The 21560-nt window shown below is 46.4% G+C and carries 14 protein-coding genes; 10 read left to right on the top strand and 4 right to left on the bottom strand.

The genetic code is table 11. From position 1 onward, the window contains the following. The first annotated feature begins 342 nt into the window (after nucleotides 1-342). From ACWQAU_RS06910 to ACWQAU_RS06900, 3 genes are all read left to right on the top strand, one after another. Nucleotides 343-8289 carry a bacterial Ig-like domain-containing protein gene (locus tag ACWQAU_RS06910; protein ID WP_027821323.1) on the top strand — a complete coding sequence of 2649 codons (7947 nt, stop codon included), beginning with the start codon at nucleotides 343-345 and terminating at the stop codon, nucleotides 8287-8289. Nucleotides 8290-8681: 392 nt separating this feature from the next. Then, the gene (locus ACWQAU_RS06905) at nucleotides 8682-10118 is read left to right on the top strand and encodes an amino acid ABC transporter substrate-binding protein/permease (protein ID WP_003643977.1); all 1437 of its coding nucleotides are present in this window, start codon (nucleotides 8682-8684) and stop codon (nucleotides 10116-10118) included. A 2-nt stretch (nucleotides 10119-10120) separates the two neighbouring features. Next, on the top strand, nucleotides 10121-10855 hold the full coding sequence (locus tag ACWQAU_RS06900) for an amino acid ABC transporter ATP-binding protein (protein ID WP_003641056.1): 735 nt from the start codon (nucleotides 10121-10123) through the stop codon (nucleotides 10853-10855). A 273-nt stretch (nucleotides 10856-11128) separates the two neighbouring features. Here the strand turns inward: ACWQAU_RS06900 and ACWQAU_RS06895 are convergent, their stop codons facing one another. Together ACWQAU_RS06895 and ACWQAU_RS06890 are read right to left on the bottom strand one after the other, a co-directional pair. After that, on the bottom strand, nucleotides 11129-11692 hold the full coding sequence (locus ACWQAU_RS06895) for an LURP-one-related/scramblase family protein (RefSeq protein WP_003643978.1): 564 nt from the start codon (nucleotides 11690-11692) through the stop codon (nucleotides 11129-11131). 23 nt (nucleotides 11693-11715) lie between these two features. After that, entirely contained in the window at nucleotides 11716-12585 is an 870-nt protein-coding gene (locus ACWQAU_RS06890) for a Cof-type HAD-IIB family hydrolase (RefSeq protein WP_003641058.1), read from the bottom strand. 115 nt (nucleotides 12586-12700) lie between these two features. Here ACWQAU_RS06890 and ACWQAU_RS06885 point away from each other — a divergent pair, with 115 nt between their 5' ends. From ACWQAU_RS06885 to ACWQAU_RS06870, 4 genes are all read left to right on the top strand, one after another. Next, a complete protein-coding gene (locus ACWQAU_RS06885) occupies nucleotides 12701-13393 on the top strand; it encodes a uracil-DNA glycosylase (protein ID WP_003643980.1) in 693 nt (230 codons plus the stop codon). 23 nt (nucleotides 13394-13416) lie between these two features. Beyond that, nucleotides 13417-14394: a phosphate acetyltransferase gene (gene pta, locus ACWQAU_RS06880; RefSeq protein WP_003641060.1), complete on the top strand. Its 978-nt coding sequence runs from the start codon at nucleotides 13417-13419 to the stop codon at nucleotides 14392-14394. Nucleotides 14395-14503: 109 nt separating this feature from the next. After that, nucleotides 14504-14965 carry a tRNA (adenosine(37)-N6)-threonylcarbamoyltransferase complex ATPase subunit type 1 TsaE gene (gene tsaE, locus ACWQAU_RS06875; protein WP_003643982.1) on the top strand — a complete coding sequence of 154 codons (462 nt, stop codon included), beginning with the start codon at nucleotides 14504-14506 and terminating at the stop codon, nucleotides 14963-14965. Between the two features lie 5 nt (nucleotides 14966-14970). After that, nucleotides 14971-15486, top strand: coding sequence for a GNAT family N-acetyltransferase (locus tag ACWQAU_RS06870; protein WP_003641062.1), 516 nt, complete (start codon nucleotides 14971-14973; stop codon nucleotides 15484-15486). A gap of 223 nt (nucleotides 15487-15709) precedes the next feature. On the opposite strand, the gene ACWQAU_RS06865 is transcribed toward ACWQAU_RS06870, so the two are convergent. Together ACWQAU_RS06865 and ACWQAU_RS06860 are read right to left on the bottom strand one after the other, a co-directional pair. Then, nucleotides 15710-16246 (bottom strand): 3'-5' exonuclease, encoded by a 537-nt coding sequence (locus tag ACWQAU_RS06865; RefSeq protein ID WP_003645814.1) that lies wholly within the window; start codon nucleotides 16244-16246, stop codon nucleotides 15710-15712. A gap of 62 nt (nucleotides 16247-16308) precedes the next feature. Continuing rightward, complete coding sequence (locus ACWQAU_RS06860) at nucleotides 16309-17073, bottom strand: exodeoxyribonuclease III (protein WP_079111772.1); 765 nt, start codon at nucleotides 17071-17073, stop codon at nucleotides 16309-16311. A 321-nt stretch (nucleotides 17074-17394) separates the two neighbouring features. On the opposite strand from ACWQAU_RS06860, the gene ACWQAU_RS06855 reads away from it, so the two are divergent. The 3 genes from ACWQAU_RS06855 (at nucleotide 17395) to ACWQAU_RS06845 (ending at nucleotide 21540) form a co-directional block, all read left to right on the top strand. Beyond that, entirely contained in the window at nucleotides 17395-18297 is a 903-nt protein-coding gene (locus ACWQAU_RS06855) for a Gfo/Idh/MocA family protein (RefSeq protein WP_021356696.1), read from the top strand. Nucleotides 18298-18468: 171 nt separating this feature from the next. Further along, nucleotides 18469-19377, top strand: coding sequence for a UDP-N-acetylmuramate dehydrogenase (murB, locus tag ACWQAU_RS06850; protein ID WP_003641067.1), 909 nt, complete (start codon nucleotides 18469-18471; stop codon nucleotides 19375-19377). Nucleotides 19378-19410: 33 nt separating this feature from the next. After that, nucleotides 19411-21540, top strand: coding sequence for a cation:proton antiporter (locus tag ACWQAU_RS06845; protein WP_003643985.1), 2130 nt, complete (start codon nucleotides 19411-19413; stop codon nucleotides 21538-21540). The last annotated feature ends 20 nt before the right edge of the window (nucleotides 21541-21560 follow it).

The following is a 21560-nucleotide window of genomic DNA, read 5'->3' as shown; positions in this document are numbered from 1 at the left end:
GTGGTTCTGTGCCGTGGACGGACGACGGCAAGCATATATTTTATATGTACTGATGTAGTGCTCACTGTTATAAATGTTCTAGATACTAGCAAAATAGTTATCAGGCTATAAATATTTTGCGAAAGGTCGGGTACAAGCACTTGCGACTTAGTCGGTAATTATGTTAGCATATAATTGTATTGATAGTTAAACGCGTTATTTATTAATTGATTCAATAAATATAATTGATGCTAAACTTTGGAGAATGTTATTATTCTGATATTAATCAGATTTAGTATAACTCAAATTGATAATAAGTTAATTTTGATATGATTTATTGCATGGATTCTTGGGGGGACATGTATGAATAGATTTATAACGAGCAAGCAGCATTATAAAATGTATAAAAAGGGACGTTTCTGGGTATTTGCTGGTATTACCGTGGCTACCTTTACTCTGAATCCACTGATAAGTCGAGCAGATACGGAAACGACGACCGCAGCCACCGCAGCTACGACCACTGCTGGGGCATCCTCATCATCCAACTCACAGGTTTTAAGGACTACTACGACTAGTACAACAGGGGCAACGACTCAGTCTAGTGCGACGGCGATTAATGCGGCAACAACAAATACTAGTGCTCAAAAAAAACAGGCGGTTAGTGGCACCACTACTGACTCAAAGACTGAACAACCGGTTACGGCAGTAGGAGAAAATGAAAACGCAACCAGTAATCTCAGTACCTCTGATTCGGCATCAGCAAGCAGTCAGGCTAAAACTGGTTCTGGCGACAGTTTGGACCAAACGTCAAACAGCTCAGTAAGTGTCGCATCGAGTTCACAGAAAGTCACAACACAAAATTCTGATTATCAAAATGATCAAGGAACGGGCTCTGAGAGTGGCATTCAATCTAATGTGACGGACACGGTGGTGGCTGATGAATCACTACAAACTAATCGTTCAAGTGTCGCATCGCCAAGTACTAGCACAATGGCCAGTATTAGTGACTCAGACTCGAAAGATTCTAATGAAACTGAAAAAGTTGTGGATTCAGAAACTAGTCCGATAGCTGTAACTGCCACAACTAATACAATTACGACGACTAACGATAAAGTCCAGTTAAATCGGGCACTATTAGCGCGAGCCGCCACACCCGCAACTGTTGTCTCAACTGGGACTCTGGGAACAAGTGCCTGGCAGTACACAGATGATGGTGTGTTGACGATTCATGCTGGTGATTGGACCGGAGTGGGTGATGTCAGCGACGTACCGGGGGATTTTGGCAGTGAGTTAACGAAAGTAGTGATTGATGGTCCAATTAATGCGGGGACTGATACTAGTTATATGTTCCGGTATAATCCAAATTTGGCCAGTATTGATGGCCTTGAAAATCTGGATACTTCGAAAGTCACTGACTTTTCAATGATGTTTATGGGAACTAAGATTGCTGACTTTTCAGGATTAGCGCATTGGAATGTCAGTTCTGGTACGTCCTTTGACTCTATGTTCGCCAGTGACTCGCGAGTTCAATCTTATGATTTAAGTCAGTGGCAGTTGAATACGGTTCAACCAGTGAGCTTAAAAAGAATGTTTTCATTTAACACGGCCTTGATCAGTATTGTTCTAAGTACTTGGAATGTGCGGATGGTCACGGATATAGATGGGTTATTCAATGGAGATAAGAGTTTAACAACGGCGGATTTACATGGCTGGAACTTGTTGAATGTTACAGCGTTGTCATCGATGTTTTTAAATGATACCAATCTCACTGATCTTGATATAACGGGCTGGCAGACGGGCAGTACGTTAACTAGTACTAAGTTTATGTTTGAGGGAACCCCTGGATTAAAGGCAATCAACATTGCGAGTTTGGACATGTCTAACTTTGCAGCAGTCACTGAAGCTGATATGAATAAGGAACCTGCAGATCATGATATGTTTTTGAATCAAGATAGTAGCGGGAATCCGTTGCCCATGAACCTAAACGCATTAACGGTTGGGTCAAAAACATATTTAGTCGGTAGTTCATTGCCAGACATTCCAACTGGAACTGGCTATACCGGTAAATGGGTCAATCAAGCTGATGCCACCCAGACGTATACGTCGAGTGAGTTAATGGCTTTGTATAATGGCGTCGATAATCCAGCCGATACAATCACTTGGGTCTGGGAAACTAGCCCATCCTATGCTGATTTCACGTCCAAGAATGTAACCGGATTAATTGCCGGGCCGAAGACGACGTGGCGAGTTGCCGATAGTGTTGCAACATTAAAAGATGTGAATGGGACTGATATTTATGCGACCGCTGACACAGTCGTCAAAGTGATTAGCGTGAACGGCGATACTGCTGTAACGACGGTCGACACTCAAACTACCGGTACCTATCAAGTTGACTTGCAGTATACGGATGCGTATGGCAAAGTATGGCAGCAAACTAGTACGGTTGCGGTAGCGGTAAATCAAGGCAAACTAGTTGGTAAACCGTTGACGATCAAAATGGGTGCTAAGCCAACGTATACGATTAATGATTTAATCGACACGGATAACTCCCGCAATGCGGCCGGCGATAAGCTAAGTGCCGACGAACTCGCGACGGCTACGGTTACAGGCTTGGATACGAGTAAAGCTGGCACACAAACGGTTACACTGGCGTATACGGATGATGCTACTGGCATGGTTCACACGACAACCACCACGGTGACGATGGTCGCAACTAAGGCCGACTTAACAATGCGTAATAGTACTATCATTAAAGGACCCAAAAACTCAAGTTGGGACTACCGCCAGTATGTCACGAGTGTCACTGATTTTGATGGGAACCCGGTTAGTTTAGATGGACTTAACATTGTGGTTGATCAGCAACCTGATTTAACGCAAATTGGGTCGCAAACTGTCACACTCACGTATACGGATGCGTTGGGCAATGTCATCAGCGTCCCAACTCAAGTAACAGTCGTTGCTTCTCAGGCACAAGTTACAACCAAGGCGCCGTTAACGATTTGGCCCAGTGAGGTTGCTCAATTAAAAGTCGCCGATTTGGTGACAATCACGGCTGCCAACGGGAACCCCGTCGATACTAGTACCAACCTAACAGATGTCACAATGAGTTCAATTGACACGAGCAAGGGTGGCGCGCAGACCGTTACTATTACTTATACGGATGAAGCTGGCAATCTAGTGACAGCTTATGCCAAAGTAACGGTTGACCAATCAGATTTGAAGACCAAGCTAACGAATCCAATTGCGGGGCCTAAAGCTAAATGGGACTATCTAGCTGGTTTGGAATGGGTCAAGGATGCAAATGGAAAGTTGCTTGATAATCTCGCAACCGCTGATATTAAAGTCGTTACTGAACCTGATTTAAGTGTTGCGATGGTCGGCCATGACCAAACGGTGACACTCAGTTATACGGATGAGTTGGGCAAAGAACACTTAGTCACTGCGGTTGTCAACACGGTGGCTTCGAAGGCGAAGATTACGGCTGTCAGCGACCAGATCATCATACCTGATGAAGCCAAAAAGCTGACGGCAACCGACCTGGTCAGTGAGTTAATTGATGCGGCGGGAAATAAAACCACGAATTTTGACGATGTGACGATGAGTGGTTTTGATGCTAAAGCTATCGGGCCACAAACCGTGACACTGACGTATTCGGATGCGTATGGTAACCAAACGACTGATTCGACGACAGTCACCGTGGATTTCGCCACAATCACTGGTCAAGCGACACACCCAATTGCCGGTCCAACCGCGACTTGGGATTACCGTGACAGCGTCACTCAAGTTATCGATGCCAACGGAAAGATAATTGATGTCGGCGATGCTGACATTACAGCCACGACGCCGGATTTAACTCCGGCAAAGGTGGGCAAGCCTCAGACGGTTACGTTGACCTATACTGACAGTCTGGGTAAAGTTCACACGACCGACGTGATTGTAACGACGACGCTTTCAAAGGCGAAAATCACGGCTGTTGCTGACCAGATTATCATACCTGATGAAGCCAAAAAGCTGACGGCAACTGACCTGGTCAGCGAGTTAATTGATGCGGCGGGAAACAAAATCACGAATTTTGATGGTGTGACGATGAGTGGTTTTGATGCTAAAGCTATCGGGCCACAAACCGTGACACTGACGTATTCGGATGCGTATGGTAACCAAACAACTGATTCGACGACTGTAACCGTGGATTCCGCAACGCTAACGCTTCAGAATCACACTCAAGTGGCAGGACCTAAGGCGACTTGGAATTATGCTGATAACATCAAAGCCATCACTGATTCTAAGGGCCAGTCGCTAACATTAAGCGATGCCAAGATTACGGTCGTGCAACGTCCAGATTTAAGTGTGGCTGGAACTTATAAAATTGTACTTGAATATACTGATGATTTAGGGCAAGCGCACACAGAGACTGCCGATGTTGAAGTGACGGCTTCAAAAGCGGCCATTACTGCCGTTTCTAAGCAGGTGATTTTGGCAGAAAAAGCGACCATGGTAACTGCGTCGTCACTAGTGTCGACACTGTACGATGCGGATGGCGTTCAAATTTATAATTTTGATGATGTGACGATGAGTGGCTTTAATGCTAAAGTTATCGGACCACAAACAGTAACGTTAGCGTATACGGACGCGTATGGCAATCAAACGACTGTTTCGACGACTGTAACCGTGGATTTCGCAACGCTAACGCTTCAAAATCACACTCAAGTGGCGGGATCTAAGGCGACTTGGAACTATGCTGATAACATCAAAGCCGTCACTGATTCTAAGGGACAATCGCTAACATTAAGCAATGCTAAGATTACGGTCGTTCAACATCCAGATTTAAGTGTGGCTGGTACGTATCCAATCGTGATTGAATATACCGATGATTTAGGACAAGTACACACAAAGACTGCCAATGTCGAAGCCACGGCTTCAAAAGCGTCCATTACTGCCGTTTCCAAGCAAGTAATTTTAGCGGAAAACGCGAACATGGTAACTGCGTCGTCGCTAGTGTCGGCACTGTACGATGTGGATGGCGTTCAAATTCATAATTTTGATGATGTGACGATGAGTGGTTTTGATCCTAAAGCTATCGGGCCGCAAACCGTGACACTGACGTATACGGATGCGTATGGCAATCAGACGACTGCTCAGACGACTGTCACCGTGGATTTGGCCACAATCACTGGTCAAGCGACACATCCAATTGCCGGCCCAACGGCGACTTGGGATTACCGGGACAGCGTCACTCAAGTCATCGATACCAACGGAAAGACAATTGATGTCGATACTGCTGACATTACAGCCACAACGCCTGATTTAACTCCGGCAAAAACTGGCAAGCCACAGACGGTTACGTTGACCTATACTGACAGTCTGGGTAAAATTCACACGACCGACGTGATTGTAACGACGACGCTTTCAAAGGCGAAGATCACGGCTGTTGCTGACCAGATTATTTGGCCTGATCAAGCTAAACAACTGACGGCAACGGACTTAGTTGATCGTTTATACGATGCTGAAGGTCATCTGATTACAAATCGCGACAATGTCAAAATGAGTGTGCTGGATTCCAAGTTAGCGGGGCAGCAACGTTTGACGTTGACTTACACGGATGTTGCGGGTAATCAATCCGTCGCGTATGCCAATGTGACAGTCGACCAGGCAAAGCTAGTGACAAAACCAAGTACGGTAATTGCCGGCCCGACGGCAACGTGGAGTTACGAAGCCGGTATTAGTCAGTTGACGAATGCAGCTGGGCAACTTATTACCGTCCAACCGGGGACAATTAAAGTGTTGAACAGGCCAGATCTGAATGTTGATTCAGTCGGGCAACAACAGCTGATCACACTGATTTATACGGATGAGCTCGGGAAATCCCAGTCGGTCACGGCAATGGTGACAGCTGAGGCCTCACAAGCTATGTTAACGGCCAAGGCGGCAGTTATCGTGCAACCGGATGCCGCGGCGAAGCTAACGGCTAATGACCTTGTAACGAGCTTAACGGACGCCTCTGGACAACAGGTGACTGATTATCAAATCGTTCGGATGTCTAAGCTAGACGCGACCTGGCCAGGTGTTCAACCCGTCTCATTAACTTATACGGATGCGGCTGGTAACGAAGTAAGTACCGTTGTAAAAGTAACGGTTGATCAGGCCAAGATTGATAGTCAGAACCGGACTCAAATCTGGGGACCAAGTATGACTTGGGATTATCGGCAACAATTGGCGACTGTTACGGATTCGCAAGGCCACCAGTTTAATCCTGATCAAGCTAAGATTACGGTCATAACCGGCCCGCAACTAACGGCTAAAATGATCGATAAGCCGCAAACGGTTACCTTGATGTACACAGATGATCTACAACAGACACATACTGTGTCAGCTACTTTGACCTTAACGGCATCACAGGCGGCACTCGTGCCACGTCCGGCACAGATTGTATGGGCCAAAGATGCGGGGCTACTGACGCCAGCCAACTTTTTGCAAACGATTACCGGCGCGGATGGCACTCAAGTGTCGTCTTTGACCAATGTCAAGATGAGTGCGGTCGATGCCAGCCAGCCTGGTGCCCAAACGGTGACTCTAACGTATACCGATGATTACGGCAACGAGGTGACAACAACTGCCCAAGTGACGGTTGATCAAGCCGCCTTAACGACCCAAACCGCTCGACCGGTTGCCGGGCCGACTGCCCATTGGGATTATCAGACGAACTTTAAAACCGTGACGAATGCTGCCGGTGAAGTGATTAATGTCGGTGATGCCAATCTTAAAGTCTTGACAGGCCCGGACTTGAGTACAGCCATGGTGGGGCGGCCTCAAGTCGTTACGTTCAGTTACACTGATGAATTAGGATTGACCCAAACCACCACGGCGGAGGTCACAACAGTCGCCTCACGGGCGCACATGACGACTAGTGCTGATCAGGTGATCTGGCCTGCAGTTGTCGGAAAATTAACGGTTGCGGATCTAGTCACTGGTTTAACGGACGCCTGGGGCCAGACTAGTCAAAATTATCAAAGTGTTACGATGACGACCATCAATGCTCAACAGGCTGGGAAACAACAAGTCACCCTGACATATACTGATGAGGTGGGCAACGTAAAAACTGCGACTACGACGGTGACAGTCGACCAAGCAGCATTAACGACTCAGCCACAAACGGTCATCGCGGGTCCGACTGCCAAGTGGGATTATCATCAGGGTATTGGAACGATTACTGATGGTATGGGCCAGCCGATTGCGGTCAATAATGCCGCTATTACAGTCGTGGCGATGCCAGACTTAACGGTTGCCCATATTGGGCAGCCACAAACTGTGCAACTGGTTTACACGGACTCGCTGGGACAACAACAAACGGCGTTGGTCCAAGTGACAACCGTTGCCACGCAGGCTAAAATCAGTACGCGGCCAGTTACCGTGATTGCCGGCCCTAAGACGACCTGGTCACTGAATGATAGTGTTGACTGGTCAACGAGTTTGGCAGCGGATGGCACGTTGCTGACAGCGGCGCAGCGCCAGCGGGTGACTGTAGATGGTACCTTGAACTTACGGCGGGCCAGCAATTACCCACTGACACTAAGTTACATGGACCGTGCGGGTAATTTGATTACTGTCACGACGAGCATCAATGTATTGGCTAGTCAGGCCCGGCTACAAGTGCGTGATAGTCAGTTGACCGTTGGAAACGCTTGGACTGCTCAGGATAATTTTGAACGTGCAACCGATGCCCAGGGCCAAGCACTGACATTAGCCGATATCGCGGTCGATGGTACGGTCAACACGCAACGCGCTGGCCAGTACACGTTGACTTACCACTATACTGATGTTGCCGGTAATCAGTTAACTAAAACGGCTGTGGTGACCGTTGTCTTGCCGGAAGATGATCACATTAACACGACCGACCCTGACAACAATGATCATGGTGAGACGACTAACCCTGACAACAATGATCATGCAGGTATCGCTGATCCTAGTGAAACACCGAAGCCGAGTGAGCGACCTAACGATTCGGATGGTCATACCGTCGACTGGGGCGTTGATGATCGGATTACGACAAAGCAACAACCGGCCGCGGCTACTCGTGCACAGACTAAGGTCAAGACGACCGCTGAGCCAGCTCTACCGGCCAACAATGAGCATACTAGCGCAGCCAAAGCAGCAGCGACACCTGTGACACGAGTAACTGACACGACTGCTGACACACTGCCACAGACGGGCGAGCGCGACCGCTCAGCACAACAAGGCGCGGTAGTACTCGGATTAACGGGATTATTAGGGTTAATGGGATTAGGACGTCGGCGGCATACGCATGAGGATTAAGCGTACGATTGGCGTGTTAAGTTCATCGATTAGCTAAAATTGATAGCGATTTCTTGCAACGGACCGATTCATTTTGAATTGGTCCGTTTTGTTAACTGCTGCTGTTTGGACTTAACGGCTGGTTGCGCGGGTTGATGAATCTAGTGTCAAGTATTCAGTTAAGCAGTGATTAATGCTTGAACAAAATTTTAAAATGTAAAAAGGGGGTGCTTTCATCAGAATCTTTGTTAGAAACGGCCATTTACTTTATTTTATTAAGCAAATGGCCGATGATAGCGACATCATTAAAGCTAAATTAAAAAAATATAAAAAATTGAATTGGTCGCGAGACATGAATTATGTTATATTTTATGACATACCGTTCCGGTAAACTATTTGAGGAGGTCTCGTCGATGAGAAAGTGGCAAGTTGCAGTTGTCATGTTGTTAGCAGCGTTGGGAAGCTGGTTTGCGATTGGTACCCAGGCCCAGGCTAAGACGTATACGATTGCGACGGATACAACCTTTGCGCCGTTCGAATTTCAGGTCAAGGGTGGTAAGTATAAGGGAATTGATATCGATATTTTGAAGGCAATTGCCAAAAAAGAAAATTTCAATTATAAATTAAAAGCGCTTAGTTTCGGTGCCGCTGTTCAGCAGCTTAGTGCGAACCAAGTTGATGGGGTAATTGCCGGAATGAATATTACGGCTGAACGGAAGCAGACGTTTGATTTTTCAGACGCTTACTATACTTCCGGGGTGGTCATGGCTGTGGCTAAAGATAGCAAGGTCAAAACGTTTAAAGATTTGAAAGGTAAGACCGTGGCCCTTAAAACGGGGACAGCTGGTGCAACCTATGCGAAGTCGATTCAGAGCAAGTACGGCTTCAAAATCAAGTATTTCAATGACTCGAATAACATGTATAACGATGTTAAGGTCGGCAACTCGGCTGCTTGTTTTGAAGACTATCCCGTGATGTCATACGGAATCAAGAATGGCATCGCGTTGAAGATTGTTTCCAAGCAACACGAGGCCGGCGACTATGGTTTCGCAGTTAAAAAAGGTAAAAACGCGGAACTGTTAAAGAAATTTAACGCGGGTCTCAAAGCGATTAAAGCGGATGGTACTTACAAAAAGATCATTAACAAGTACTTGAAGTCTAGTGAAGCATCCTTAACGGGTGAAGACGCAAGCAGTCGGACCTTTATTGGCTTGTTCACCCAAAACTTGGATACGATTGGCTCAGGGTTATGGATGACCTTGGAATTAACGGTTATTTCAATTATTTTAGCGACGATCCTCGGACTGATTCTTGGGGTCTTAGGCGTTATGCCGGGTAAACTTGGTCCGGCCATCTCCAGTACGATTATTTATATTTTCCGTGGGATGCCATTGATGGTGTTGGCCTTCTTTATTTACATTGGGTTCCCAGACCTGATTGGGCACGGCTTTAAGATTCCCGCGTTCGTTGCTGGGATGATTACGTTGATGCTTAACGAAGGGGCCTATACCGGAGCCTTTGTTAAGGGGGGCTTTGCCGCGGTCGACGATGGTCAAATGGAGGCGGCCCGTTCACTCGGGTTGCCATACTGGACGGCTATGCGCAAGGTTATTATGCCCCAAGGAATTCGAATCATGATTCCGTCGTTCATTAACCAATTTATTATCACGCTGAAGGATACGTCAATTCTATCCGTTATTGGGATCGTTGAATTAACCCAAACTGGGACGTTGATTATTGCCCGGAACTTCGAAGGCTTTAAGATTTGGTTAATGATTGCGATTATTTATCTGATTATCATTACGTTATTAACATGGTTATCTAACTGGGTTCAAAGGAGGATTAACTAAGCATGGCGAAAGTAATTGTCAAAGATTTGCATAAAAGCTACGGCGATAACGAAGTCTTGAAAGGGTTAAACCTTGAAGTTCAAGATAACGAAGTAGTCTGCATGATTGGACCATCTGGTTCTGGTAAGAGTACGTTTTTACGCTGCTTAAATGACTTGGAAGTTCCAACACAAGGGCAAGTTGTCATTAGCGGTTACGATCTTTCTGACAAGGGGACTAACATTAATTTGGTCCGTGAAAATATTGGGATGGTGTTCCAACACTTTAACTTATTTCCACACCTATCAGTGTTACAAAATATTACCTTAGCACCGACTCAACTCAAAAAGGAAAGTCAACAGGAAGCTGAGAAAACGGCGCGTGACTTACTTGCTACGGTCGGCTTGTCCGATAAGGCGGATGCCATGCCTAAGTCCTTGTCTGGTGGGCAAAAGCAGCGGGTGGCCATCGCTCGAGCGCTAGCCATGCATCCGAAAATCATGTTGTTTGATGAACCAACTTCAGCACTGGATCCCGAAATGGTCGGGGATGTGTTGGATGTTATGAAGAAATTAGCCGCAGATGGTATGACGATGATTGTGGTCACGCACGAAATGGGCTTTGCCAAGGAAGTGGCCGACCGGGTCGTCTTTATGGCGGATGGGTTGATTCAAGAAACGGGGAAGCCTGAGGATGTATTCGAACACCCACAAAGTCCCCGGTTACAAGATTTCTTACAAAAAGTGATCAACGTTTAAGTATCGGCTGGTCATAATAAAATAACCCGTCAAATAGGCGCGCTAAGAATTGGTTTAATTCTTGGCGCGCCTATTCTGTAGTAACGTGCTTGCATAGCAGATGAAGCGGTGTTGCTCTGAGGACGATTAACTAGTGAATACCGTGATATGGGCAACTTGAGCGGCACGTCAACTTTGATAGGGTGTTAAGCTGGCAAACTAGTTATGCCAACTTAACTAAAAACAACGGTCATCCCGAAACAGGGGTGGCCGTTGTTTTATGGCTAGTCCTATTTAGTGTTGGGGCACCTTATTACGGGGTGTCAATGTATAATTACTTTCACCAAAGCTAACATTGAGTCCCTTTTTCGCAACTGGTGTCCGCGCGCGGTTGGTCGGCTTTTGCCAGTGATCCAGGATCGCCGCAATGCAAATACACAGTGGTTCTGTGGATTGATCAGTAATTGCTAATTCAAATGCTTCACCGTTAGTGGTGACAACTGGTCGCATCGTCATGATTAATTCAGTACCATGATAAACGCGGTAGTTTTCGGCACTCAAGCTTCCCATGATAATCCAGCGAAGCTTGCGAACATAGAGCATTTCATGCCAGAAGCCCAGCGTTTTACTAATAGAACCGACGTTTTGACGGTTACAGTATAAATCGAATTTTGGCAACAATCCGAGGGTTGTTTGTCGAATTTCGGCAAGTAGCTCACCTTGGATCGCGTATAAACTGAGCGCGTCTTGGCGCCGCCCCCACCGACCAACTAAGAGATAGTGAGATTGGTTGTGCGCATCGCGAACAATCCGGGCACCTTGGGCGAAGCTATTGCGGCTGAAATATAATTTACGCATCTTCAACCTCCGTTTTCCGGAAACTATTGTTTGGCAAGCACTTCTAAGATTGCTTTGCCGACACCATCGTTGACATTTGTATCAGTGATATAGCGGGCCAACTGTTTGACTTCGGGACTGGCATTACCCATAGCGTAACTTACGCCAGCTAATTCGAGCATGGAGACGTCATTATTATTATCACCAATCGCCATGACATCGCTCATTGGGGTATTCAGCATATTCGCATAGCGCTCGACTGCAATCCCTTTTTGCGCATTAATATTATTGATTTCGATATTTGATGCGGATGAAGATGTGATTTTGAGGGACGAATGTTTTGCCAGAATTTCATCACTAAGGGGTTTTAGCTTAGCGGGCCCTTCTTCGCTGAAAGCGATAATCTTCATGACATGCTTAGTCGGATCATCCAATAACTCGTTATAGTTGTCCACGTAATTGATGTCCATAAGTTCTAAGCGGGCTGACGCGAGCGATACCGCAATTTTGAACGTTGTATCTGGATTCAGGTTAGTTAGGAGATGTGCAATTTGTTCGATTCGCTTGGCTTTACTGTTAGAGTAAATACCATCGTTGCCTACGACTTCAAAATAGTAACCTTGTGAGGTTAGCGTGTGAAAAACGGTGCGGGCCACGCTATTGGTTATGGGCACCATGTCGAGCATTTTGCCAGAAGCGTCGTATACTTCGGCACCGTTTAACGTAATCAAGGGTGCCGTGATGCCTTGAGCGGCCAGTAGTGGCTGAGCTTCAGAAAATCGGCGGCCGGTGGAGACGATAAAGTGCACGCCTTGCTGTTGTGCTTGACGGATGGCATTAGCGTTAAAATCGGAAACGACCATTTCATTGTTGAGTAACGTTCCGTCCATATCAGAGGCGATAATCGAAATCATGTTGTCACATCCTTAGTTATTTTAATAATTACATTTTAACATGTTTACGTCTGAATACAGAATTATTATCATTAGTGGTTTTGGTTATGATACAATAAAACGAGAGGTGTTAAGGATGAAAGCGTTTATTCACACGGACTGGTGGGACGTCTTAAAACCAGAGTTTGAGAAGCCGTATTACCACCAATTACACGAATTTTTGAAAAATGAATACCGAACGAAAAATATTCACCCAGATATGTATAATATTTTTCAGGCCTTTGAATGGACGCCATTTGCTGACACGAAGGTCGTTATTTTAGGTCAGGATCCGTATCATGGTCCTGGTCAGGCACACGGACTGAGTTTTTCAGTGTTACCGGGCGTGGCAGTGCCCCCATCACTAGTCAATATCTATAAAGAATTGCAAGATGATGTTGGGTGTACGCCCGTCAACCACGGTTACTTGGAAAGTTGGGCCAAGCAGGGAGTCTTGTTATTGAACTCCGTGCTGACTGTTCAAAATGGTGTGGCCTTTTCACACGCTGGTAAGGGCTGGGAACGACTTACGGACGTTGCCATTCAGCGTTTATCGGAACGATCGACGCCGGTTGTCTTTATCTTGTGGGGTAAGGCGGCTCGGTCCAAGATTAAGCTGATTGATACCCAGACGAATGTCGTGCTACAAGCACCTCATCCGAGTCCGCTTTCAGCTTATCGCGGATTCTTTGGGTCCAAACCATTTTCAAAAACGAACATTGCGTTAACATCCTTCGGCGAACAGCCAATCAATTGGCAGTTACCAGAGCACGTCAATCTTGAGCATTAATTAATTTATTGGAGGGTTATCACATGGATTTATTTGAGTCATTAGCACAAAAAATTACTGGTAAAGATCAAACAATTGTTTTCCCTGAAGGAACTGAACCCCGAATTGTCGGTGCGGCAGCGCGATTAGCTGCAGACGGCTTGGTTAAGCCGATTGTTTTAGGTGCAACGGACAAAGTTCAGGCTGTGGCTAACGATTTGAATGCGGATTTAACAGGCGTTCAAGTCCTTGATCCTGCGACATACCCGGCTGAAGATAAGCAAGCAATGCTTGATGCCCTCGTTGAACGGCGGAAAGGTAAGAATACGCCAGAACAAGCGGCTAAAATGCTGGAAGATGAAAACTACTTTGGCACGATGCTCGTTTATATGGGCAAAGCGGATGGGATGGTTTCAGGTGCAATCCATCCAACTGGTGATACGGTACGGCCAGCGTTACAAATTATTAAGACCAAGCCCGGTTCACACCGAATCTCGGGTGCATTTATCATGCAAAAGGGTGAGGAACGCTACGTCTTTGCTGACTGTGCCATCAATATTGATCCCGATGCCGATACGTTAGCGGAAATTGCCACTCAGAGTGCGGCTACTGCTAAGGTCTTCGATATTGACCCGAAAGTTGCGATGCTCAGCTTCTCAACTAAGGGTTCGGCTAAGGGTGAAATGGTCACTAAAGTGCAAGAAGCAACGGCCAAGGCGCAAGCTGCTGAACCGGAATTGGCTATCGATGGTGAACTTCAATTTGACGCGGCCTTCGTTGAAAAAGTTGGTTTGCAAAAGGCTCCTGGTTCCAAAGTAGCTGGTCATGCCAATGTCTTTGTATTTCCAGAGCTTCAGTCTGGTAATATTGGCTATAAGATTGCGCAACGATTTGGTCATTTTGAAGCGGTGGGTCCTGTCTTGCAAGGCCTGAACAAGCCGGTCTCCGACTTGTCACGTGGATGCAGTGAAGAAGACGTTTATAAGGTTGCGATTATTACAGCAGCCCAAGGATTAGCTTAAACGGTCACTTAGTTTGTTAAACGAGGGAAACTTCAGAGCTTGTACTTTGAAGTTTCCTTCGTTTTTTCTATAATAAGAACAGTTAATTTGGATGAGGAGTTGGAAGAATATGGAATCAATCACGGTAACGTCGCCGGAAGCAACCATGGCAATCGGGGCCAAACTTGGCCAATTAGTGCAACCTGGTGATTTAATCTTACTAGATGGTGATTTAGGTGCTGGTAAGACAACTTTTACAAAGGGGTTAGCAAAAAGCCTGGGCATTCCTAATAACGTTAAGAGTCCGACTTTTACGCTCATCCGGGAATATCGTCAGGGGCGACTACCGCTCTATCATATGGATGTTTACCGCTTGGAAGATGGCGGTGCGGAAGATTTAGGCTTAGATGAATACTTTGATGGTGATGGCGTTAGTGTTGTGGAATGGTCACAGTTTATTGCCGACCTCTTACCGACGACTTACTTGCGAATTGCAATTAGCCGGGACACTGATGCCGATGACCAGCGGGTAATAACCTTCAAGCCCATTGGTGAACACTATCAACGACTGGTTGATCAATTGAAGGAGTGACAACCATGGCAGAAGAAGTTGTTGATGTACGGCCTGCTGAAGTCGCGGATGCAGCACAATTATTAGCGCTACTAGCTCAGCTTGGACGTGAAAGTAATACTTTCACTGTTGATGAAGGCATTGAGGATTTGAGTGAAACGGATGAACAGGCGCAAATTGAGCGTATCAATGGCACAACGACCAACATTATTTTCGTTGCGACATTAGATTCACGGTTGATTGGTGTGAGCACCGTGCAAGCTAGTACGGATTTTAGTGCGGCGCAAGGTGAAGTTGGCGTAGCGGTACTTAAAGAATTTTGGGGCATGGGTCTGGGGACTGCTTTGATTGAGGAAGTCTTAGATTGGGCGCGTAACTATAGCTCATTGGAACGCCTCGTGTTGACGGTCCAGTTACGAAATGTGCGTGCCGTGAAGCTGTACCAGCATCTTGGGTTCGAAAATTGTACGGCAACGAGCTATGATGTCGTTGACCCAACCGGCAAACGGGTTCCAGCTATTGATATGGGAATCTGGGTTTGAAATCCGGGATTCGCTGAACTGACGGCAAACAGGTTCTGATAGTAGATGGGCCGGAATTTAAGCGTTGACGAACCAGGCCTAACCGGCGACGGCTTGTGAATGATTGGCTCATCTCCCAGTCGGTTGGGGGAATTGATAAGCTGTCTACGAGTATTGATAATCGGTAGCGATGCGTAAACAAAAAAGTCCAGCATCTTATTGCTGGACTTGCATAAATTTAATTTTAACCCTGAACGCGAACGAAAGGTTTGAGTTGCTCAGTTCCAAAAGCTTGCGCTTCGGTGAGTAAAATGTTGGCGCAAGCTAGGCTGTCATCTAGTGCATTATGATGATGCTGCAGGTCGATATCCAGTGCTTGACAGACTGTATCCAGCTTGTGATTAGGCAATTCTGGATAGAACCGTTGACTGGTCTTGACGGTATCCATGGATAGGTACTCCGGCGCGCTGATGCCGTAGTGGGCAAGCGTATTGCGTAACACACCAATATCAAAAGGCGCGTTGTGCGCAATTACGAGGCGGTCGCGTTGGAAGAATGGTGCAATGTGTTGCCAAACGTCTGGAAACTTGGGCGCGTCTGCGACATCTGCTTCATGAATCCCATGAATTTGGACGTTCCGCCAGAAAAAATCGCTCTCTGGTTTGATGAGTGTGTAAAATTCATCGCTGATTTGGTTATTACGGACAACCGTTAGCGCCAGTGAACAAGCACTGTCGCGTTTCGCGTTCGCCGTTTCAAAGTCCATTGCGACAAAGTTCAAAGTTGCCACCACCGTTTCTAAAGAATAGGATTATCGTACAAAGAATCTCGTTAATTTTCAAGTTAATGGTTCGGAAGGATAATATCGAGTTCCACTGGACAGTGATCAGAACCAAAAATTTCATTATGAATGCGGGCGTTTAGGAGCTGACTGTCTAATTGCTGTGACGTAATAAAGTAGTCAATTCGCCAACCAGAATTGTTGTCACGTGCATGCCCACGATAACTCCACCATGAGTAAATGTCGGTTTGGTCAGGATAGAAATGCCGGAATGTGTCGGTATAGCCCGCTGCAAGGAGGCGGTCAAACTTGGTCCGTTCTTCGTCAGTGAAGCCGGCACTATGGTGATTGCTACGCCAGTTCTTCAAGTCGATGTTTTCGTGGGCCACGTTAAGATCACCACAAAAGATCAACGGCTTGTTGGCACTCAAACTGTTAATATATGTGAGAAAAGCATCTTCCCACTGTTGCCGATAGTCGAGATGTTTTAATTCACCGCCTGAATTAGGAGTGTAACACGTCAAGACGTAGTAGTCCGCATATTCAAGGGTGATGACGCGACCTTCGTCATCGAATTCTGGTACACCGATACCATAAGTTACATTGAGCGGCTTGTGTTTGGTAAAAATCGCCGTACCCGAATAACCCTTGCGCTCGGCATAGTTCCAGTATTGATAATAACCTGGGAAGTCCAGTTCAATTTGGCCCGCCTGTAATTTCGTTTCTTGTACACAGAAAAAGTCGGCATCGAGCTCATTAAAAGTCGTGACAAAGCCGTGTTTGACAGCAGCACGCAGTCCATTAACGTTCCAAGAGATAAGTTTCACGTGAGTTTCAGACCTTTCAAGTAATTTACTCATATTGTAACACGGCAGCCACTGGTTATTTTAATGACAATTGAATCAGTGCGCCGTGATTAAAGCCAGACACGGCGGATAGATGTGCGATAGGGTGACAAAGCATGCTGGTGTCTTTGGTTGGCCTAGTTTCAGCGCGTCCGAGCGGGTATCTTTGGCTTTCAGTGATGGCACGTTTTTCCAGCTAACAATCACTGGCATGAATTGGACGCTGAATGATTTAAATCAGTGTGCCACGGAGCAATCAGTAGTAGCTAAAAGAAGATTGATGATAAAATTGGAGGAATATCGATGTTAAAAATTGGGGTCATTGGTTTAGGTAACATTGCTCAAAAGGCGTATTTACCCGTCATGGCGGCGATGCAAGACCAGTATGAATTTCATCTAACGACGCGTAATCCGGAAAAACGAGCACAACTAGCGACGATGTATGGGCTTCAACACACCCATGCGACCCTTGAGGAATTAATGGCAGTTAAACCGGCGGCCGTATTTGTGCATACTCCCACGGACACGCATGCAGCAATCATCAAGCAGTTGTTATTAGCTGGGATTCACGTTTATGTCGATAAGCCAGTCGCGACTGATCTTCAGGTGGTCCAAAGTTTGTATGATTTGGCTGCGGCGCGGCACCTGTTATTGACTTGTGGGTTTAATCGGCGTTTTGCTCCTTTTAATCAGCAATTGAAGGCATTGCCTGACAAACGGATGTTAGTGGCTGAAAAGGTTCGCGAAGTGGGTAGTCAAGATCCTGAAACGGCGGTTTTCGACCTGATGATCCACATGGTCGATACGGGGCTATTCTTGTTAGATGAACCACTTGAACACACTAGTGGTCGGTTGACGACGACGGCAACTGGCGCTTTGGCGCAAGGCTATTTGACGGTGCAGACGGCTCATGAGCAATTAGAAGTTATCACGAATATGTACGGTGGGGTCAACCTGGAACAAGTGACAGTCCAAACGACGGGGCAACGTGCGATTGTGACTGATTTAAGTACTAAAACCGTGATGGCGACGGCAACAACTACCACGACGGCTTTTCCGGATTGGACACCGACATTGGAAAAGCGAGGATTTGCACCGCTGATCCGTGCTTTTCTGACGGCGGTAACAACGCACGGGCCTAATCCAGTCGACCCAACTGGCGCAATTACCAGTCACGCGGTGTGCCGTCATTTATTAAGTGATTAAAAAGTGCTAAAATTAACTGATAGGCTTACAAATTTCAACCTGATTATATCGTTTCAATAGCGTTTCAATGCTGCGGTGCTTGATACGTCGGCCTAAATTAAAAACGCTATGCGGTTAAAGTGATTATTAACGTAAGTGAATTAAATCGAAACACGAAAGGAACTTTTCACCATGACCAAAGATGTCTTGGCCACTTTTCCAGCCATCGAAATTAAAAAAAATGAATCACTAAGTCATTATACGAATACTAAAACAGGCGGTCCCGCCGATTACGTTGCGTTTCCAAAGTCAATCAGCGAGACGAAAGCTCTGATTACGTTTGCCAATGAGCAAAATTTACCACTAACCGTGATTGGTAATGCCAGTAATTTGATTGTCAAAGATGGTGGTATCCGTGGATTAACGATCATTCTCACCCGCATGAAGCAAATTCATGCGAGTGGCACCAAAGTTGTTGCTGAAGCTGGTGCCGCAATTATTGCGACGACTAAGGTTGCTTGTGGCGCTAGCTTGACTGGTCTCGAATTCGCAGCTGGGATTCCCGGTAGTGTCGGGGGTGCGATTTTCATGAATGCTGGTGCGTACGGTGGCGAAATGAGTGAAGTTGTTGAAACGGTGACGGTTTTGACGCCAGCGGGTCAGCTTAAAACCCTGGATCATGACGAATTAGATTTTGGCTATCGGCACAGTACGATCCAGGACTATGATGATATTGTCGTATCGGTGACGTTTGGTCTCAAGCCAGGTAATCAGACCAAGATTCAAGCGCGGATGGACGAATTGAATACGTTGCGAGCAGCCAAACAACCGTTGGAATGGCCATCATGCGGGAGTGTTTTTAAGCGACCAACTGGGTATTTTACTGGTAAACTGATTCATGATGCTGGCTTACAAGGCCATCGAATCGGTGGTGCTGAAGTTTCTAAGAAACACGCGGGTTTTATTATCAATGTCGATCACGCTACAGCGACCGATTATATGGATATGATTCACTACGTCCAGAAAGTTGTATTTGAGCGGTTTGGCGTCCATCTTCAGACGGAAGTCCGAATCATTGGTGAAGACGTCGTTCAAGGTTAGTTATGTCAATTTAACAAAGGGGGCAACCACTAGATGCCGATTATCGAATTAGTGATTTTACTGGCATGTTTAGTGCTGCTGTCGAATGTATTGAGCCACTATCTAGTCGCAATCCCGGTCAGTTTAATTCAAGTCGGGCTGGGTCTAGGAGTGGCTTTATTATTAAATGTACAGGTAAAATTGCAAACGGATTGGTTTATGCTCGTCTTTATTGCGCCCATGCTGTACAACGATGGCAGAGAATTTCCAAAACAGGAATTATGGGAACTACGCGGGGCAATTTTTGCGAATGCAATCGTCCTCGTCTTTATTACCACCATTCTCGGTGGCTTTTTGATTCACGTATTGATCCCAACGATTCCGCTCGCTGTTGGAATCGCGTTGGCGGCCATTTTATCGCCAACTGATCCGATTGCCGTGCAGTCGATCTCGGAAGGGGTCAAGTTACCTAAAGAAATTTTGCACTTGGTCAGTGGCGAAAGCCTGATTAATGATGCGAGTGGGTTAATTGGGTTCAAATATGCGTTAGCAGCAGCGGTTACCGGTACGTTTGTACTCGGTGAAGCTGTTGGGGATTTCTTCTATATTAGTCTGGTCGGTTTGGCCGTTGGGCTGGCGCTGATCACGATCATTCAACTCATTCGGGACGTGTTACGACGAGAGGGTATCAACGATATCGTGTTCAACGTGGTGTTACAGATTCTCACGCCGTTTGCAATTTATTTCATTGCTGAAGAATGGTTCCACGCGTCCGGTGTTGTCGCCGTTGTTGCGGCCGGGGTATTATCGCACTTGCAAAATTCACATGAAAGTGAAGATGCGCCGGAATTACGATTAGTGACGGAACGGGTCTGGAACGTGGTTGTTTACTTATTGAATGGGATCGTCTTCCTGATTCTTGGTATTGAATTGCCGGCAGCAACGCAAGCAACCATTAAAGGCGCGCATACAAATACGTTTCATGCGGTCTTTGACGTTTTAATCGTCTGGGGGATTTTGTTACTGATTCGGGTTGCTTGGACATACGCTTACATGTTGTTCAACTGGTTACGACATCACAAGAAGGCCAAACCTAGTCTCAGAATTGCAGCATTGTCCGGTTTATCAGGTGTGCGGGGGGCCATTACGATGGCTGGGGTCTTCACGATTCCAACCGTGGTGGCCTCGGGCAAAGCCTTTCCGGAACGTGCGCTCGTACTGTTCATTGCGGCTGGAGTCATCATTGTAAGTTTAGTTGCTGCTGCGGCTATTTTGCCATTGATGGCGGCCAAATCTCTCCCCTTTGTTACTCGGGGATCCAGTCCGGATGAAGACGACGCGGTCTTGGCAGACGGAACGGATGACGGTGATGATAGCAGTGGGCAATTACCACAGTTAACATACAAGCAAGCCCGCATTTATATCTTACAGTTAGCGATTCAAAATATTGAAGAACATCGGCGGCCAGCTAACCAACGTGCGGCCTATGATTTGATCCTGGACCAGCAGTTTCAGATTCGGCGTCTAGAAGTGGCGTCGCAGACTGCGGATGAGTTGGCGCCGATGCTGACAGATGAATTGGAACTTCGCTTAGTGGCACTGAATGGTGAACGGGCAGCAGTTAGAGAAATGATTGCCAATAAACAAACTAGTAAGTTAGCTGGACAGGTCTACTTGCGGCGTGTCGATCGGCGCGAACAACGTTTCTTACAGGCGACACATCGACAGGGGCTTCCGACACTGCGCTCATTACGGTTGTTGTTGACGCGCGCAATGCAAGGGATTCGACTATGGTTAGCACCTGGCGATAGCGAAGAATTACGAGTGGCGTTGTTGGATATTCAGCGTGAAGCTTCTAAAGCTGCTATTAAAGCGTTGTCGCAGTATCTCAAACAGGCCAACGTTGATGAGCAACAGTTTGATCGCCAGGCTCTGTATCACTTGATCGTTCATTACCGGAATCGCATCGAGAATGCGAAAAATGATCACACGTTATCACGTGATGATTATGAACAACAGCTGCATGGACTACGCATCAAGAGTCTTGGTGCCGAACGTGCGGGTGTACAGCATTTGTTAGAGAGTGGACAAATTAGTTTACGCACCGCGGCAAAGTTACGGCAGTTCATTAATTACTCGGAGAACTTATTGATGCTCAATGATATTGAGGCCGATGAAGATTAGTTAACTTTTTAGATTGTAAA

Source organism: Lactiplantibacillus sp. 3062, from assembly GCF_055413545.1.
Note: the sequence above shows the minus strand (reverse complement) of the source record. Positions and strands in the feature narration are given on the sequence as shown.

Excerpts from the sequence above, each read along its gene's own strand:
- ACWQAU_RS06910 (WP_027821323.1), top strand. The coding sequence starts at position 343 with ATGAATAGATTTATAACGAGCAAGCAGCATTATAAAATGTATAAAAAG.
- ACWQAU_RS06905 (WP_003643977.1), top strand. The coding sequence starts at position 8,682 with ATGAGAAAGTGGCAAGTTGCAGTTGTCATGTTGTTAGCAGCGTTGGGA.
- ACWQAU_RS06900 (WP_003641056.1), top strand. The coding sequence starts at position 10,121 with ATGGCGAAAGTAATTGTCAAAGATTTGCATAAAAGCTACGGCGATAAC.
- ACWQAU_RS06895 (WP_003643978.1), bottom strand. The coding sequence starts at position 11,692 with ATGCGTAAATTATATTTCAGCCGCAATAGCTTCGCCCAAGGTGCCCGG.
- ACWQAU_RS06890 (WP_003641058.1), bottom strand. The coding sequence starts at position 12,585 with ATGATTTCGATTATCGCCTCTGATATGGACGGAACGTTACTCAACAAT.
- ACWQAU_RS06885 (WP_003643980.1), top strand. The coding sequence starts at position 12,701 with ATGAAAGCGTTTATTCACACGGACTGGTGGGACGTCTTAAAACCAGAG.
- pta (WP_003641060.1), top strand. The coding sequence starts at position 13,417 with ATGGATTTATTTGAGTCATTAGCACAAAAAATTACTGGTAAAGATCAA.
- tsaE (WP_003643982.1), top strand. The coding sequence starts at position 14,504 with ATGGAATCAATCACGGTAACGTCGCCGGAAGCAACCATGGCAATCGGG.
- ACWQAU_RS06870 (WP_003641062.1), top strand. The coding sequence starts at position 14,971 with ATGGCAGAAGAAGTTGTTGATGTACGGCCTGCTGAAGTCGCGGATGCA.
- ACWQAU_RS06855 (WP_021356696.1), top strand. The coding sequence starts at position 17,395 with ATGTTAAAAATTGGGGTCATTGGTTTAGGTAACATTGCTCAAAAGGCG.
- murB (WP_003641067.1), top strand. The coding sequence starts at position 18,469 with ATGACCAAAGATGTCTTGGCCACTTTTCCAGCCATCGAAATTAAAAAA.
- ACWQAU_RS06845 (WP_003643985.1), top strand. The coding sequence starts at position 19,411 with ATGCCGATTATCGAATTAGTGATTTTACTGGCATGTTTAGTGCTGCTG.